This is a genomic window from Staphylococcus ureilyticus (genome assembly GCF_002902235.1).
Lineage (GTDB): Bacteria > Bacillota > Bacilli > Staphylococcales > Staphylococcaceae > Staphylococcus > Staphylococcus ureilyticus.
The window spans coordinates 14,155-30,818 of sequence record NZ_PPRL01000015.1 but is presented as its reverse complement, the minus strand read 5'-3'; the positions used below and the strand labels follow the sequence as shown (position 1 = coordinate 30,818).

Sequence of the window (16,664 nt, the reverse complement as noted above, 5' to 3'; positions counted from 1 at the left end):
ATTAGTTGCGTAGCGGTTTTCCTTTTTCTAACATGTGAGAAATTCTATCGTATGTTTTTTTATTTTGAAGTAATTCTAAAAATCTTTCTTTTTCTAGTTTTTGTAAATATCTTTGATTTACATAGGTGTTACGTGGAACATCTCCACCACTTAGTACTTCTGCAATCTTCAATGTTATTTCATAATCGTAATCACTAATAAAGTGACCCACACGCTGTGCATCTAATTGACCTTCCGCTAAAGCTTTAAAGTCTCGACCTAAAGCGATATATTGAGTTTTTGGAAGTGGTACATAATTCGCTTCAGATTCATAGCGCGCACGTTTCAATGCAATTTCAATACGTCTTTCGGTATTTAAAATAACTGTATCTGTTTCTTTTAAATAGCCATATCTTTTTGCTTCATAAGCGTTTGTAGATACTTTAGCAAAGCCAATTTGCATTAAAATATTGGTAATAGACGCTTGTTTATCATCTTTTTTATGATTTGTACGCATAATACGATCTGTTAGTTCTGCTAGTCCGCCACCTGCTGGCAATAAACCTACACCTGTTTCTACAAGGCCAATGTAAGACTCACTCGCCGCTACAACAATTGGTGAATGTAATACAAGTTCACAACCACCGCCTAATGCACGTCCTTGAACAGCTGTTACAACAGGTTTCAACGCATGTTTTAGTCTCGCAAATACATGGTGTAATTGTTCGACCGCTTCACCTACTTCAGAAACCACTTTCCCGTCTTCATGTGCTTTCTTCATTTGATATAAATTAGCACCTACACTAAAGTTGTTACCACCTGCGTAAATCACCATGCTCGTGAAGTCTTCATTTTCAAGCTTATCAATTGCTTCTAATAAGTCAGATAAAAAGCTATTTGAAATGACATTATTTTTACTTTGTAATTTTAATAATAATTGATCTTTATTTGCTATAGATAAATTAGAATCGGATCTATCCCACAATTCTGAATCGATATAAGCTGTTACAGGTGTCACGCGTTCAATAGATTCATCTTCAGCATAAAACGGTTCGTTGCGTTGCTCAATCCAATCTGGTAACTGACCTAATTCTTCTTTCATTCGAGATTTAACACGTTCATATCCCATTAAATCCCATAATTGGAATGGTCCTAATTTCCAGTTGAATCCCCAAACTAATGCGCGGTCAATATCTTTAAAATCTTCCGCAGCTTTTGGTACATTCAATGCTGAATAATAGAAATTATTTCTCAATGTTTCCCATAAGAATACACCTGCATCATCTTGTGCATTAAAGATAACATCTAAATTTGAGGCAAGGTCTTTACTAAAATGACCTAAAATTTCTAGTTGTGGCTGTTTTGGCTCAACGTAGTCATTTTGCTGTTCATCATAAACATAACGTTGTTTTTTTACTTTTTTATAAAACCCTTGTTTTGTTTTATTTCCGAGTGCACCATTTTCGGCTAATTTTTCAGAAAGTGTTACATCTTTGAAGAATGGTTGCTCTTCTGGAATTTTTTGCAATCCTTTGATTACAGCCATAGCAATATCTAATCCTACTAAATCAGACAGCCCATATGTGCCCATTTTAGGTCGACCAATACTGCGACCAGTTAATGCATCAACATCAGTAATAGAGAAACCTTGCTGTTCTGCGCGATACATAATATCATTCATTGTTTGTGTGCCAACTCTATTGGCAACAAAACCAGGTACATCATTTGCTACAATTACCCCTTTACCTAATACATCTTCTGCAAAGGTTTGTACCCGTTCAACAACCGCTGAATGTGTTTGTTTATTGGGGATAATTTCCACTAATTTCATGATTCTAGGTGGATTGAAGAAGTGCATACCGAAAAATCTTTCTTTATCACTATCATCAAATACCTCTGCAATTGCTTCAATTGGAATACCTGAAGTATTTGTTGCAAACACTGCATCATTATTCGCTACTTTTTTAACTTGATCCCAAATTTGATGCTTTATGTCCACTTCTTCTTTAACCGCCTCAATATATATATCTGCATCATCATCTTGTAAATCTTCATTGAAATTACCATATGATAAGTTTGAGGCAAATGATAAATCAAACAGTTGTGGACGTTTAGGATTTGTAATTGCTTCATAAGCCTTTTTCGAGATTTTGTTAGGATCATTTTCATCAATGACAATATCCAATAATTTAACTTTTAAGCCTGCATTTACAAGTAGTGCAGCAATTTGACTACCCATTGTTCCTGCACCTAGCACTGTTGCTTTTCTTATCGTCATACTAAACCCTCCAATTTTTTCATTAACATCTTACACATAAATCTTTATATAAATGCGGAATCTCCTGTAATTGCTCTACCGATAACTAATGCATTGACTTCGTGTGTACCTTCGTATGTGTATATTGCTTCTGCATCTGCAAAGAAACGAGCGATATCATATTCTCCAGCTAATATACCGTTACCACCATGAACACCACGACCCATGGCTACAGTCTCTCTCAATCTTAATGAATTCATCATCTTAGCTGTTGAAGTCGCTACTTCATCATATTCACCGTTAGCTTGCATACGTGCGAGCTGTGCACATGTAGCCATGGCTTGTGCTAAGTTTCCTTGCATCATTGCCAATTTTTCTTGAATAAGTTGGAATTTACTAATTTCTTTACCGAATTGTTTACGTTTTGTTACGTAATCTGTCGTTGCTTTCAATGCGCCAGCCATTGCACCTGTCGCCATATAAGCCACACCTGCACGTGTTGAATATAAAACTTTCGCGATATCTTTAAAGCTATTGATATTTTGTAAACGCTGTTCTTCTTTGACGACAACATTTTTCAAACGAATTTTTGCATTAGGTACGATTCTTAGTGCAATTTTATGTTCTAACAGTTCAATTTCTACGCCTTCTTGACTTGGCTCAATTATAAATCCTTTCGGTTTGCCAGTTTCAACATCTACGGCATAGACTGGCATGACATCTGAAACATTTGCTCCACCAATCCATTTCTTTTCTCCGTTAATAATCCATTCATCGCCTTGACGTTTTGCAGTTGTTTCTAACCCTCCTGCGACATCAGAGCCATGTTCTGGTTCTGTCAGCGCAAAACAAGTACGTAATTCATGTGATTGTAACTTTGGTAGATAATAGGCCTGTTGTTCTTTACTACCGCCAAACCAAAATGAATTATGTCCTAATCCTTGATGCACACCTAACAATGTTGCTAAAGATACATCAAATCTTGCAATCGTATATGACATGAAAAACTGGAACATTTGACTCGGTGTACGGGCGCCTTCACGACCTTCAAACAGCAATGGATTATTAAAATAGTTAAGTTTTCCTAACTCGTCAAAATAACCTTCTGGCTCAGTGGCATTTAACCAATGTTCATTCACAGAATCACGATATTTTTCTTCTAACATATCATTCAATTGTTTTAATAATTTCACTTCGCCTTCCGTTAAATCTTTTCCAATACTTAAAATATCTTCTGGGTACAATGCTTTTAGTGTTTCTTCTTTTGTTGGCATAATTAAAACCTCCATTTTTTGATAGCGCTTACATTTATAGTAAAAAAATTTTGTGCTTTTCAGCATTTTATTTTAATTCAAATCATCAACACCTTTGGCTTCTTGTTGAGCTTTCTCATTCATGTATTTCTGAAGTTCTAATTTGTCTGCTTTTGATGTAGAGTTCAATGGCATGTGTGTCAATTTCAAATATAATCTCGGTATTTTATAACCAGCAATATTTTCACGCATATGCGCATCTAATTTTGCTTCAAAATCCGGATCATCTTCGGTAAGCACAACTGCTGCAGCAACTGATTCACCATATTTAGGACTATCATATCCAACGACAACCCCTTGAGCTACGAGTGGGTGTTCTGCTAATACCGTTTCCACTTCGGAAGGTAGGACATTCTCACCACCAGTAATAATCATTTCTTTACGACGATCAACGATATAGACATCACCATCTTCGTCTACTTTTGCTAAATCGCCTGTTAAGAAATATTCGCCATGAAATGTTTTTGCAGTTTCTTCAGGTTTGTTCCAATAACCAGGTGTTATATTATTACCACGAACGCCAAGTTCACCGATTTCACCAACTTCTACCTCTTCAAAGTTATCATCGAATATGCATATATCCATAAACATGACTGGTTTACCAATACTGCCTGGTTTCTGCGCACCATTTTCCGGTGTATTGACCATTACGAGCGGTGCTTCAGTTAAGCCATAACCGTTAATAATTGAATAGCCTAAACTATTAAATTTCTTTTGCACCATTGGTAAAGGTGATGAACCACCTTGAATTAAGAAATCGATACTTTCAAAGTTTTTTAAGTCGAAATTTTCTGCTACCAACATGGCATAATACATCGTTGGAATCTGAATTAAATAATTTGGTTTGTACTGAGCCATTAAATCATTTAGCGCTTCACCATTAAAATAACGCTGTAATATCAGAGTGCCTCCAGCCATTAATAAAGGCAGCGTCAAATCGTTAAATCCTAAGACATGGAACATTGGTGTGGAAATAATTGTGGTATATGTCGAATTAATTTTATAAGTCAGTGCAATATTGATTGGATTATTTACAAAAGAATCGTATGAAAACATAACTCCTTTAGGTAATCCCGTTGTACCGCTTGTATACATTAACGATGCTAAATCGTTTCCTTCCACATTAACAGTATTGAAAGGACGGTGTTGCGAAGGATCTACTATATCATCATATGCTTTTGAGTCAATATCCATGTGCAGTAAGTCGTCTGCAATACCTTCTAAACTTGAGACATGCTTCTCAGCGTAAAAAATGAGTTTGACATTTGAATCTGCAATCACACTTTTTATTTCCTGTGTTTTCAAACGCCAGTTAATTGGTAAGTATACAGCCCCCAATTTAAATGAAGCGAACATCAAATCTAATAATGCTACGTCATTAGGTGTGAATATACCGACGACATCGCCACGTTTTACACCTTGATCTTGTAAATGATTAGCTAAATTTTCTGCACGAATATTTAAATCTTGATAAGTCCATTCTGTGCCTTTGAATGGGTCAATCACTGCGGCTTTTTCATCGTCAAATGTCGCTCTTGTTTTAATCCAGTCGTAGTTCATATTTTTCTCCCCCTTAGTTTAAATACGATAATCCGACTTTATTGCATCAGACAATCCTCCCCACTTATCTTGATAAATATCGCTATTTATTTCTTTCAAATGCGTTGCAATGAGCGGCTTGAATTCCATATTTGCTAGAATATCTCGCTCTAAATCAAGACCAGGAGCTATTTCAATGAGCATTAATCCCTGTTGTGTGAGTTCAAATACAGCCCTTTCGGTGACAAAGTAAATCTCTTGTTCAAGCAAAAACGCATTTTCAACATTGAAATCAATATTATCAATTTCATTGATAAATTTTGGTATGTGACCTTCTTGTTCTACATTGACCTTGCGCTGTTCATAACTTAGTTGACCCCCGACAACTAACGAACCGGAAAAGACAATTGTTTTTACCGTTTGACTTATGTCGATAAACCCACCACAGCCATTCATTTTATTGCCAAATTTTGAGACATTTACATTACCCATGGAATCTACTTGAGCAAAGCTTAGAAAGGCTATATCAACGCCTCCGTTATAAATGAAATCCCAAGTCATATCGTGTCTCATACGTGCACTTAAGTTATAGTTCATACCAAAATTTTTTCCGCTGCTAATCAAACCACCAAATACGCCTGTATCTATATTGGGCTGTACTAAATTGTTAACCCCTTCTTCAGTTAAAACATTAGATAACTCATTATTTATGCCAAAACCAATACTGATGACATCACCTTGAAGTAAAAATTGAGCAGCACGTCTCAAAATTACTTTTCGAGTGTTCAATTCTATATATGGTTCTCGCATCTCTGTAATTTGATAATGTCCTGAAAGTGCCGGATCATAGTACGTTTGAATCACTTGTCTATGATATTTTGGATCACGGTTCACTACAATATAATCTACTAATTTGCCAGGTATAAACACTTCATTTGGATTGAAACGACCACTTTGAATCACTTCTTTCACTTGAACAATAACCTTTCCATTATTTTTATGCGTAGCTGCTGCTAAACTAAAACCTTCTCCTAAGTGTGTCTCATGCTTCATATAAATATTACCTGCTTCATCAGCATATGTACCTCTTAGTAAAGCTACATCAATTTCTGGAAACTGATATTTCAAGTAAGTGTTATCATTGATATTTATTAAAGAAACCAAATCCTCAGTCGTACATGTATTGACTTTTCCACCAGAATAACGTGGATCCACATTTGTATTTAAACCAATTTTAGTAATCGGCCCTGGAAAAGCTTCCGTACTTCCTCGATAATGTGTGGTTATAACACCTTGAGGAAGGAAATAAGCCTCTATTTCATTGTTCTGCATTGCTTGAATCGTTGCTGGTGAACCAGTAATAATACTCGTGATTAATCGTTTAACCATACCCCTTGAAACGAATGAATCTAAATCATAACTGTCACCTCTATAGTCACTAATATCATTAGCAAGCATGAACGTTAAATTATTAAGTGATTGATCCTCATCATATTGTTCGACTAACGTTTTAAGTATCTCAGCTGGTAAATTTGCTGTAGATAAGGCTGCCAGAGCTATAACATCACCTTCTTTTACGATGTCTTTCAAATCTGAAAATGGAATAATTTTCATACAGTTTCTCCTATCTATGTTTAATCCAACTAATAAAATATTGAGTGATAAATATCTCCTTTCTTCATGTATGTAAGCCCTTACATGTAATATACCATTATTTTTGAAATTTATGCAAAAATTTTAAATTTTACGATTATAGTGAATTGTGAAAATATACACAACATCTGCTATGACGGTTTTGGAAGTGTGTGAAGGAAAATATGAAAATCATTGAAAGAGAACCAGGCAGACAAAATGTTTTATCAAAAAAAGGATATATCCGAGGACGATAAAAAATCTGGGACATCATTGCTTTGTCCCAGACGTATTCATTACATTTTCTGTTGTAAGGTACTATAAAAAAAGAAACAGTCATTTGTATTTCACTTGCTGCTACCACCCGCGCTGTACTTTTATCTATTCATTCTCCAACAATTTAAATTTTTCTTCTAATGTTTGAAGCCCTTGATCTATAATCTTTTTTTGTTCAATTAAATTTTTTTGATGTTCCAAAAATATATTTTTCCGCTTCGTTTTTGTGTCACTGCCTTGATGATATAACTCCGCAATTTCTTTTAATTTTGATATAGGCATATGTGTCTGGCGCATACATTTTATAAATTCAATCCAATATAAGTCTTCTTCTGAAAAATCTCTATAACCATTCTTATTTCTCTGAACAAATGGAAAAAGTCCTGCTTTATCATAATATCGAATGGTATGTTCACTGATGCCTAAGTTATCGGCAACTTGTTTGACTTGCATAATTTACCTCCTAAAAAAAGGTGACTTTATAAAGTCACCTTTTTGTCTATTTCATAAGTTGAACCAGTAAATCTTCATAGTCATTATCAATGATAGCTTCAAATCCAAATGTTGATGTCATATCGTTCTTTAATGACTCCACACTGTTATAACCAATGTGTTCAGGATCATCTATATTTAAACCAATCCCTTTAATATCATTATGGAATAAATTATTTTGATGCGATAGCTCAATAATCTCTTCAGCTAATGATTTAACGTAATTATGACTTGGCACAGATACACTCTTTTCATCTATTACCTTGGCTTCTGTAATAATTTTGATATCTGTTTCTTTCCCTTTAAATATTGCTAAAAAGTAATTCATATCAAAATGACCTCCTTATGATTAAAAAGTAAACTAGCGTGTCGTATAACCGCCGTTAGCAAATAATGTTTGTCCGTTGATCCACCATCCATCTAAAGTTAAGAAAGTAATAATTGGCGCGATGTCTTCTATTTTTGTAAGTTGGTTATGAAGCGCTTGGGATTTATGGAATGCTACAGCATCATCGCCTTCTTGTGGATAGAAGAATGGCGTATCCATTGGCCCTGGAGCGACAGCGTTTACTGAAATCCCTCTATCCATAAATTCTGAGGATGCTGCGCGTGTATAATGCTCAACAGGCGCTTTGCCACCAGCATAAGTTGAATAAAAACCGGTGTAAGCAGCAAGCAATGCAGTGGCTAAAGTGATGATTTTACCATGATCATTCATAGATTTTTCAGCATATTTAATAAAGAAATAAGCTGACTTTGCGTTGATGTCCGCCATGCTATCGAATTCTTCTTCAGTCGTTTCTGAAATAGGTTTTTTAAGCACTTTTCCAACAGTATTTATTGCAATATCAACTTTTCCAAATGTCTCTTCAGCATGTTGAAATAAAGCTTGGACATTATTAACGTTTGTCAAATCACCAGAAAATAATGTACCTTCCCCGCCTAAATTTTCAACTTTTGTAAGTGTCGCTTTTGCATCATCTAAAGAATTTTCATCATGGTGATGGATTACTAATTTGGCTCCTTCTTTAGCGTAAGTAGTACTTAATAAACCACCAAGGTTCTTAGCACCACCAGCAATAACTACAACTTTGTCCTGTAGACTATTAAATTTACCCATATTATATAACCTCCTTTGAATATAATTCAATCGTAAACCTTAGAGCGCGATATCAAGCAAGTGATTGCTGAAAAATGCTAATATTTTTAGTGGCGTCTTTGTTTCATGAGAATGTGCTGTATGTGAAGAAAAATGATGATATTACTTTGTTCTGTAGGCTTTTATATCGTTATTTGCTGACAACCTTCATTTCCTTACTTTTTTAGTTGCGCGTTAACTTTTTTACTGTGTAGTAGATTATTAATAAAAAATAATAACCATAATATTAGAAAAATAATCACAAATATAGTAATTGATGAAACCACTGTGGAAACCTCCATCGGTAACCAATGATTAAGATAAGCTACAACAATAAATGAAATAACACTACCACTTAAATGAATGAATAATTGCAGTAATAAAGGTATACTTTCTACTACATAAATACTAGATAATAAGCCACAAACAGCTCCAAAGAAATATATTCCTAATACATCACCAAAACCAATGCTCATGTGATTAGCTGCGAGAAAGATAATCGTGATGCTACTGCTAAATCCGACACCTTGTAACATTTCTTTTAAGGTTCTTTTCATTATAATCCTCTCCTTATATGTTATATGCCTAATGCTTTATTTAAATTTTTGACGTATCTTCGAGATATAGATACTTTCTTGCCATTCGTAAGTGTAGCTATTAGATTACCTGAGAAGGACGGATTAACTTTCTTTATAAAATGAACATTAATAATTGATGATTTAGATATTTTTATAAAGAAAGCGCCGGCCAACTTATGTTGTAATGTACTTAAAGTCATACGTGTTGTAAGTTCTTTTTCTGTTGTCGTAATTGTGATTTCTTTATCAAATATTTCAGCGAACATGATATCTGATTTACTGATCATGAATATACCTTCTGATGTTTTAATCCCTAGTTTATCTAAATTTGAAAATGTGAAATTATTAATGTGTTCTAATAAACTTTCACCTGTTTTTCTATCAAAAGTATTGATGTTTACTTCTGTTATAGTGCGAACTTCGTCTACTTTCAGATGAACTCGTACGTCACTTTCCATAGTACCGCCCACTCTTTTTACTTATACTATATAATTCTCTGCTATTTTGTCAGTACTTTTATCGTAAGAGGTCACCAATATAACGTAACCGGTTGAAAACATAATTATAAAATTCAAACTCTTTTTCTAATTCCATTCATAGTTTTCTTTTTAATAATATCAATAATAGTTATGTCTATTGCAGAACACATAATTTTGTATTCTTACCCATCAAAATGTAATAATCCACTTATAAAACAATAGCTGTGTTTAATTCACAAAAACCCCCCACTACTGAAAATAGTAAGGGGGGTTTGGAATGTGTCTTATTCGACTAATTTTATTCATCATTACGTAGAGGAATCCATACATAAACAATGCGACATAACACCTAATGATTAACTAAAAACTATTTTATATGCGTACAAGCAGTAAAAAAAGGATAAGTCAAAGTTTAATATAAAGGCTAAAAAGCGTCATAACCTCTATATAAAGAGATAATAAAGTTGATAAATCAATTAAAATTCTTTTAAAATAATAGTTACAAGTAAAATTGCTAAACAAACTCATGTAAATTGTTCTACAACTTGTAGAGAATTTAAAAATCAGGAGGAATGAAATGGTTAAATCCGTGCAGGTTTATCATTATGACTCATTCAGTATAGAAGCCAATAAAGGGAACCCTGCTGGCGTTGTATTGGATACAGAAAATTTAACAGATTGGGAAATGCAAGAAATTGCATCAAAAATTGGCTTTAATGAAACTGCATTTCCTGTTAAATCTGATAAGGCAGACCTTAGAATACGTTTCTTCACGCCAGGCCATGAAATGGACCTTTGTGGTCATGCAACAATTGCCACGATTTATGCTTTAAAAGAAAAACAATTACTAAAAAATAAAAACGAAATTACAATTGAAACTAAAGCAGGCATTTTAGCTATCGGAATGAATGTATCTCATAATGACCAAATATATATCACTATGCAACATGCCACACCACAATTTGAGACATTCAATGGCTCTAATAAAGATTTAGCTCATGCACTAAGTATCGAAGAAGAAGATATCGTCGATAATTTACCAGTTTTATATGGAAGTACAGGCGTTTGGACACTTCTGGTTCCAGTGACAAGTCTAGCTGTTTGTCAGAAAATGAAACCCAACAATGACCAATTCCCTTCTATATTAAGCGAAAAGCCTAACGTGTCTATTCATCCATTTTGTTTTGAAACATATCATCCAGATGCTAATATGCATGCACGTCATTTTTCTTCACCTTTCTCTGGAACAACAGAGGATCCAGTTACTGGAACAGCTTCTGGAGTTATGGGGGCTTACTTTGTTAAATACATACATAACAATTCAGACCATCCACTCAATCTTATCGTTGAACAAGGTCAAGAAATTGGTAAAAACGGTAAGGTGAAGGTTAGCGTTACTTTTAATGACAATGAATTGGATATAAAAATAACTGGAACAGCCGTTAGCGTTAAAACATTTATTGTTCATTTAACTGATTCTTAATTGAAATCAACTTAATAAATATATGTAATTGACTTAGTGATAGCTATAAAGTTCGCATTATAAATAATGTAAAATAAGCATCAACAACTGTAACTAATCGTTTAAGTAGTTAAAAAGTTTAAACCGTTCGCTGATTAAACATGTATATCAAATTCATAATAACGGCAATATAAAAGGACCAATCCATGAGTATCTTACGGATTAGTCCTTATTTTAAATATGAGATTTATAGCGCGGTATCATTTATTAATGAATTTCAATATATGCTTAAGCCTTTACATTTTTAGGAATGATGATTTGAGTCAAAATCACACCTATAATCATAATCAATAAACCTGTTAAAAATGAAGTCGTCGCAGCTACACTAGCACTATGGTTGACTTGCACTGCTGCAAAAATAGTTGTGTTAAGCGCAATGCCTAGCGCACCACCTAGTGTCGCACACATTTTGTAGATACCTGAAGCTAAACCAACTTTTTCATCAGGAATTGTTAAAATTGCAACTGTAATTCCTGGTGTAGCACATAAGCCATTTCCTATAGCACAAATGACAAATCCAAACACGACAATGCCTACATACCAATCTGTTGGTAATACAGTTAAACTGATAAACATAATTCCTATTGCTGGAAATAGTGGTCCTACCAATAACAGTGGCTTGCCTCCAAAACGTAAGGATAATTTTTCTCCTAAACGGATCATCACAACTGCCATAATGACATAAGGAACAGTCACAAGTCCTGCTTGAAAGGCATTTAATCCTAATTCTGTCTGCGCATACATATTAAATACTGTCGTCGTACCTATGCCAGAATTGAGTACAACATTGATCATTGAAGAACCAACAAAACCACGGTTTCGGAACAATGAAAAATCAATGAACGGTGCATGTTTTTGCCTTTCAAAGAATATAAAAATAACTGTAGAAATTATAAAAATCACAAAACATGTAATTGAAAAGGTACTGAACCAACCTTGTTCAAACCCTTGTGTGGCAAACAATGTAATACTTCCTATTAAAACTGCAAATAAAAACATTCCAATATAGTCAAATGGTCTTGTGTCAATTTTTTCTTTTTCTACTTCTTCTGTTCCCCACAATAACCAAAATGCAATAATTGAAATAATGATAGAGATGATAAAGTTAGATTGCCAATTGACATATGTCGCTATCAATCCCCCAACCATCGATGCTAAACCGATACCACCAACGCTACCGATCATCAAGTAGCTAAATGCTCTACGCATTTCTTTACCTTTAAATTGCTCATTAATCACGCCTACGGTAGAAGGAAGTAAAATAGCTGCCGAAAGTCCTTGCAACATACGTCCTACCAATAAGAACGCCGTCACACTAGACACAATAATAAGTAATGAACCTAAAATACTAAAAATGATACCAATATAAGTCATTTTTAGTTTTCCAATTTTATCAGAAACGTCACCTGCACCGACCATAAAAATACCAGTAGCAAATGACGCTAAACTGACAGATAAGTTAACAACACCTGGTGTTGTTTGATAGGTATGTTGAACCTGTGTAGATATATTAATAAACGATTGGGCAAAAAGCCAATACGTTAACACACTTAACACAATAGCTAAAATCAATTTGTTGTTTGATTGTTGCTTTGTACTCACGATGCATGAACCTCCTCATCTAAATATTGCATATAAAAATACGCACTAGATAGATATTATCATACAAAGTACAATTTATTTTATGAATTCTTACTATTTTTCCAATTCATATAAAAATCTACTTTTATTTAAATCCTAAAAGTAAGTTTAAAGTTTGTACAACGCCATCTTCATTATTATTAATTGCAATTAAATTTGCCTCTTTTTTTAATTCAGGATAAGCATTATCCATAGCGACTTTATATTTCGCCGCTTTAAATAAATCTAAATCATTATACCCATCACCAAATGCAATAGTTTCTGAAGGTGTAATTTGAAGTAAATTCTGAATTCGATTAATTGTAGTTCCTTTATTCACGCCCAAGTCTGCAATGTCAATCCATGATTCATCTGAAGCTACGATATAAACATCTTTTTCAAAATGTTTTAGACGGTCGGCAGTCTCTTTACAGTGAGCACTTGCGTCATGAACAGTAATTTTCAATAAATCATCTTCAATATCGTTATAATCTTTAATATAGTGCACATGTTGATAAGAACCATGCACGTGCCTTTTTTCTGATTCAGAAATATTGTCTAACACGTATGCACCGGTTTTCGAACAAGCCAAAATGGTTTGTGTATCATCAATTGCTCTTATCGTATCAATAATTTCTTTTGCTTTTTGATTTTCTATCACTGCATTGTAAATAAAATCCCCATTGTATTTAATTCGTGTTGCACTGTCGCCTACAATAAATGTATTCGTTGCGAGATCACCTACAATAGTTTCTACACGCTCACATTGCTTACCAGTACAAAAGACAAAGCGAATATCTTGATTTGCACAATTTTCTTTTAACAATTGAAAAGTCTCGTAATTAAATTGGCTATCATCAGTTAAAAATGTGCCATCCATGTCCACGACAATCAGTTTAATATTCATAAAAACGACCCCTTTATTTGGCATTTAACTTATTGTATCTACTTATCATTATAATTAGCAATTTTTCTAATCCGTATTGAGTCATGACGTCGCAGTTATTTGCTTTTTCTGAAATTGTTTTGGGGTGAGCTTGTATTTTTCTTTAAAAACTTTAATAAAATAACTCGTTGTTGAAAAACCACATGCCATTGCAATATCAGTAATCGTATATGATTGTTTACTACGCAACATTCTTACGCTGTGTTCTAATCGTAAATTCACCAAGTATTGCATAGGGGTCTGATTTACATAAAATTTGAAACATCTAACCGTTTCAGATTTACTCATATGAATCTCATCACTTAACATTTGTAATGAAATTTTCTTGTGAAAATGATTTTGCAAATATGTTATCAGCCTTTTAATACGATAATCAAAGTAGTATCGCTTTTGTTCATTTACTACTGCAAAATGCAGTAATAACCATTTTATTGCTTTATAATATTTGGCAGTAATATCTAGTTCAAAGTATGAGTTTTGTTTTTCATAAATTTGACCAGCTGAGTTAATAATCTCTAAGAGTTCTCTTTGTTGTTTGTCATCTTGGGATAAGTATATATAGGGAACATAATGTGCTTTATTTATAATTTCTGATACATAATTAAATTCTAAATAATTGATAGTTTCTGGTATCTCAATATTCCAACAATAATACTCTGTTTGTGAAAATTCACTTGTTAACTCATGCACAACATTTGAATTGATAAAAAGCCCGTCTCCCTTTTTAATATTAAATGTGTCGTCACCAATTGAAACATCGAGTGTTCCATTAACCACATACATAAATTGTAATGCGTGGTGCCAATGTATAGGAATATAGCCAAAAATCGTGCGATTTAAATGTGTATGTAAAATAATATGTTTCCATTGTTTATCAGGAAATTGTATTAATTCTTCTCTTGTATTTTCTACGATAATTTCTTGATACATAAATGAGACACCTCAATATTTTGCTATTTTAAGCTTATTTTTATATATTATATCGCTTATTTTATCGGTATAGTATAAATATATTAATATTTTACAGGTGATGATATGGTAAATAAAACAAAATTTAGAATCATAGGTATTTTATTAGCTATTGTAGGGGCTTCATTTTGGGGGCTCGGTGGTACGGTATCAGATTTTCTTTTTCAACAAAGGGACATTGATGTCAATTGGTATGTAACTGCGAGGTTATTAATCAGTGGCTTCGTCTTATTAATGATTTACAAAATAATAAATAGAAAATCTTCATTATTCGATATATTTAAAAATAAGCATAGCTTATTTCAACTTATCATTTTCTCAATTCTTGGTATGTTACTCGTTCAATATGCTTACATGGCGTCTATCAATTTTGGTAATGCCGCAGTCGCTACTTTACTGCAATACATAGCCCCAGTATATATCATTATTTGGTATGTGATTAGACGTAAAGAACGCTTTAAACCTTTTGATTTGGTTGCGATTATCCTCACATTATCAGGTACATTTTTACTACTAACCAACGGATCTTTTAGTAAGCTTGTGGTATCTACACCAAGCGTAATTTGGGGGATTATATCTGGCTTAGCACTTGCTTTCTATACACTTTACGCAACACAATTATTAACTCGGTTTCCATCTATTTTAGTTGTCGGCTGGGCCATGTTAATTTCAGGCATTGTCATGAATTTCAAAGCACCTATATGGCAATTTGACCGGTCTCATTTAACAGGATCGACTGCACTTTATTTAACTTTTGGTATTATTGCTGGAACCGCTATAGCATTCTTTTTCTTTATTGAAAGTTTAAATTACTTATCGGCAAAAGAAACAACGCTTTTCGGCACAATTGAACCTGTTATGGCCATATTAGCAAGTGCCTTTTGGCTTAATGTTACGTTTCGTAGTTTTCAATTAATTGGCATTCTACTGATTATCGTACTCATTTTGGCTTTATCATTAAAAAAACAACATAGCATAGAATAATTTATATAAAGCAAAAATTTAATATGTACTTGTAACACTATTGATCTTAGCAATAAAAAGGTTATCGCTAGCGAAGATAAATAATTTCTATAGCAAACATTATTAATTTAATTTTAAAATGTTTTGAACAATATTGATGGGGTTTATATTTATGATATTAATATAATAGTAAAGGGGGATAATTAATGAAAAAATCAAACATTTTACTTACGTCATTATTAGCAAGTTCAATAGCAGTGACGGGAATCCACGGCACAGCTAATGCTGAGGAAAATGGTGCTAAAACTGTTACAGGGGAAACGCTGCCAAATAGTACTGACCCAGACGGTGATGGATGGGCAAACATGGACTTTGATATCTCTGCTCTACCACAAACATATCAAGATGAAATAACACAACTTACTCAGCAAAAAGATTCTGGCAAGTTATCTCAAGTCAATTATAATGAAAAAGTTGCAAGTATCTTTGAACAAGCAAAAGAAGAACAACAAGCACATCAAACTACGCAAGGTAATAGACCATATGGCGGTGTAAAACCTGATGGTATGTCTAACGAAGACTATCAACAATTAGAAAATAACGTACCAAAACGAACAGAAGTTTCACCAGAAGCATACGAACAAGCTATAGAAAATGAAACACAAAAAATTGCCAATAAAAATAATCAATCAATTAATACACCACAAGGAGTCGTTACACCAAACGCTCAAGATAACCAAATGGAACAACCACAAAATTTACCAGATACTGGACAACAAAATAATGCTGAAATTTTAAGTATCAGTGCTGGTTTATTAGCATTAACTGCTGGACTTAGTCTACTAATGTTTAAAAATCGTTTTGTTAATAAATCTAAATAATGATATACATATCACTACTCAATAGAATTGAGTAGTGATATTTTAAAACTTAATTAAAACTCATATCAATTCCCTCTAAT

At 33.5% G+C, this 16,664-nt stretch carries 15 protein-coding genes; 3 read left to right on the top strand and 12 right to left on the bottom strand.

The features are described from left to right. Position 1 precedes the first annotated feature (1 nt). The 9 genes from fadB to CD150_RS02185 all read right to left on the bottom strand — a co-directional run bounded on the left by fadB (position 2) and on the right by CD150_RS02185 (position 9,662). Positions 2-2,257 carry a 3-hydroxyacyl-CoA dehydrogenase/crotonase FadB gene (gene fadB / locus CD150_RS02225; RefSeq protein WP_073345397.1) on the bottom strand — a complete coding sequence of 752 codons (2,256 nt, stop codon included), beginning with the start codon at positions 2,255-2,257 and terminating at the stop codon, positions 2-4. 44 nt (positions 2,258-2,301) lie between these two features. Next, positions 2,302-3,510 (bottom strand): acyl-CoA dehydrogenase FadE, encoded by a 1,209-nt coding sequence (gene fadE, locus CD150_RS02220; protein WP_046207142.1) that lies wholly within the window; start codon positions 3,508-3,510, stop codon positions 2,302-2,304. 72 nt (positions 3,511-3,582) lie between these two features. Then, a complete protein-coding gene (gene fadD, locus CD150_RS02215; RefSeq protein ID WP_073345402.1) occupies positions 3,583-5,109 on the bottom strand; it encodes a long-chain-fatty-acid--CoA ligase FadD in 1,527 nt (508 codons plus the stop codon). A gap of 18 nt (positions 5,110-5,127) precedes the next feature. Next, on the bottom strand, positions 5,128-6,702 hold the full coding sequence (gene fadX, locus CD150_RS02210) for a fatty acid degradation protein FadX (protein WP_073345406.1): 1,575 nt from the start codon (positions 6,700-6,702) through the stop codon (positions 5,128-5,130). A gap of 399 nt (positions 6,703-7,101) precedes the next feature. Further along, positions 7,102-7,449, bottom strand: coding sequence for a MerR family transcriptional regulator (locus CD150_RS02205; RefSeq protein WP_046207145.1), 348 nt, complete (start codon positions 7,447-7,449; stop codon positions 7,102-7,104). A 46-nt stretch (positions 7,450-7,495) separates the two neighbouring features. Next, complete coding sequence (locus CD150_RS02200) at positions 7,496-7,816, bottom strand: hypothetical protein (protein WP_073345411.1); 321 nt, start codon at positions 7,814-7,816, stop codon at positions 7,496-7,498. Between the two features lie 33 nt (positions 7,817-7,849). After that, positions 7,850-8,608: an SDR family oxidoreductase gene (locus tag CD150_RS02195; protein ID WP_073345414.1), complete on the bottom strand. Its 759-nt coding sequence runs from the start codon at positions 8,606-8,608 to the stop codon at positions 7,850-7,852. A gap of 194 nt (positions 8,609-8,802) precedes the next feature. Continuing rightward, positions 8,803-9,183 (bottom strand): DUF3021 domain-containing protein, encoded by a 381-nt coding sequence (locus CD150_RS02190; protein WP_103161311.1) that lies wholly within the window; start codon positions 9,181-9,183, stop codon positions 8,803-8,805. A 20-nt stretch (positions 9,184-9,203) separates the two neighbouring features. Further along, positions 9,204-9,662 (bottom strand): LytTR family DNA-binding domain-containing protein, encoded by a 459-nt coding sequence (locus CD150_RS02185; protein WP_070657220.1) that lies wholly within the window; start codon positions 9,660-9,662, stop codon positions 9,204-9,206. Positions 9,663-10,260: 598 nt separating this feature from the next. Between CD150_RS02185 and CD150_RS02180 the strand changes: the two genes are divergently transcribed. Further along, positions 10,261-11,166: a PhzF family phenazine biosynthesis isomerase gene (locus tag CD150_RS02180; RefSeq protein WP_073345423.1), complete on the top strand. Its 906-nt coding sequence runs from the start codon at positions 10,261-10,263 to the stop codon at positions 11,164-11,166. Between the two features lie 267 nt (positions 11,167-11,433). Here CD150_RS02180 and CD150_RS02175 read toward each other — a convergent pair whose 3' ends face one another. From CD150_RS02175 to CD150_RS02165, 3 genes are all read right to left on the bottom strand, one after another. After that, positions 11,434-12,810 (bottom strand): MFS transporter, encoded by a 1,377-nt coding sequence (locus tag CD150_RS02175; protein WP_397610380.1) that lies wholly within the window; start codon positions 12,808-12,810, stop codon positions 11,434-11,436. Positions 12,811-12,931: 121 nt separating this feature from the next. After that, positions 12,932-13,732, bottom strand: a complete 801-nt coding sequence (locus CD150_RS02170) for a Cof-type HAD-IIB family hydrolase (protein ID WP_073345427.1) — start codon at positions 13,730-13,732, stop codon at positions 12,932-12,934. Positions 13,733-13,813: 81 nt separating this feature from the next. Further along, positions 13,814-14,701, bottom strand: a complete 888-nt coding sequence (locus CD150_RS02165) for an AraC family transcriptional regulator (protein ID WP_070657211.1) — start codon at positions 14,699-14,701, stop codon at positions 13,814-13,816. Between the two features lie 105 nt (positions 14,702-14,806). On the opposite strand from CD150_RS02165, the gene CD150_RS02160 reads away from it, so the two are divergent. Together CD150_RS02160 and CD150_RS02155 are read left to right on the top strand one after the other, a co-directional pair. Beyond that, positions 14,807-15,724 (top strand): DMT family transporter, encoded by a 918-nt coding sequence (locus CD150_RS02160; RefSeq protein WP_073345432.1) that lies wholly within the window; start codon positions 14,807-14,809, stop codon positions 15,722-15,724. Between the two features lie 185 nt (positions 15,725-15,909). After that, positions 15,910-16,584 (top strand): LPXTG cell wall anchor domain-containing protein, encoded by a 675-nt coding sequence (locus CD150_RS02155; protein WP_073345437.1) that lies wholly within the window; start codon positions 15,910-15,912, stop codon positions 16,582-16,584. Positions 16,585-16,664: the final 80 nt, after the last annotated feature.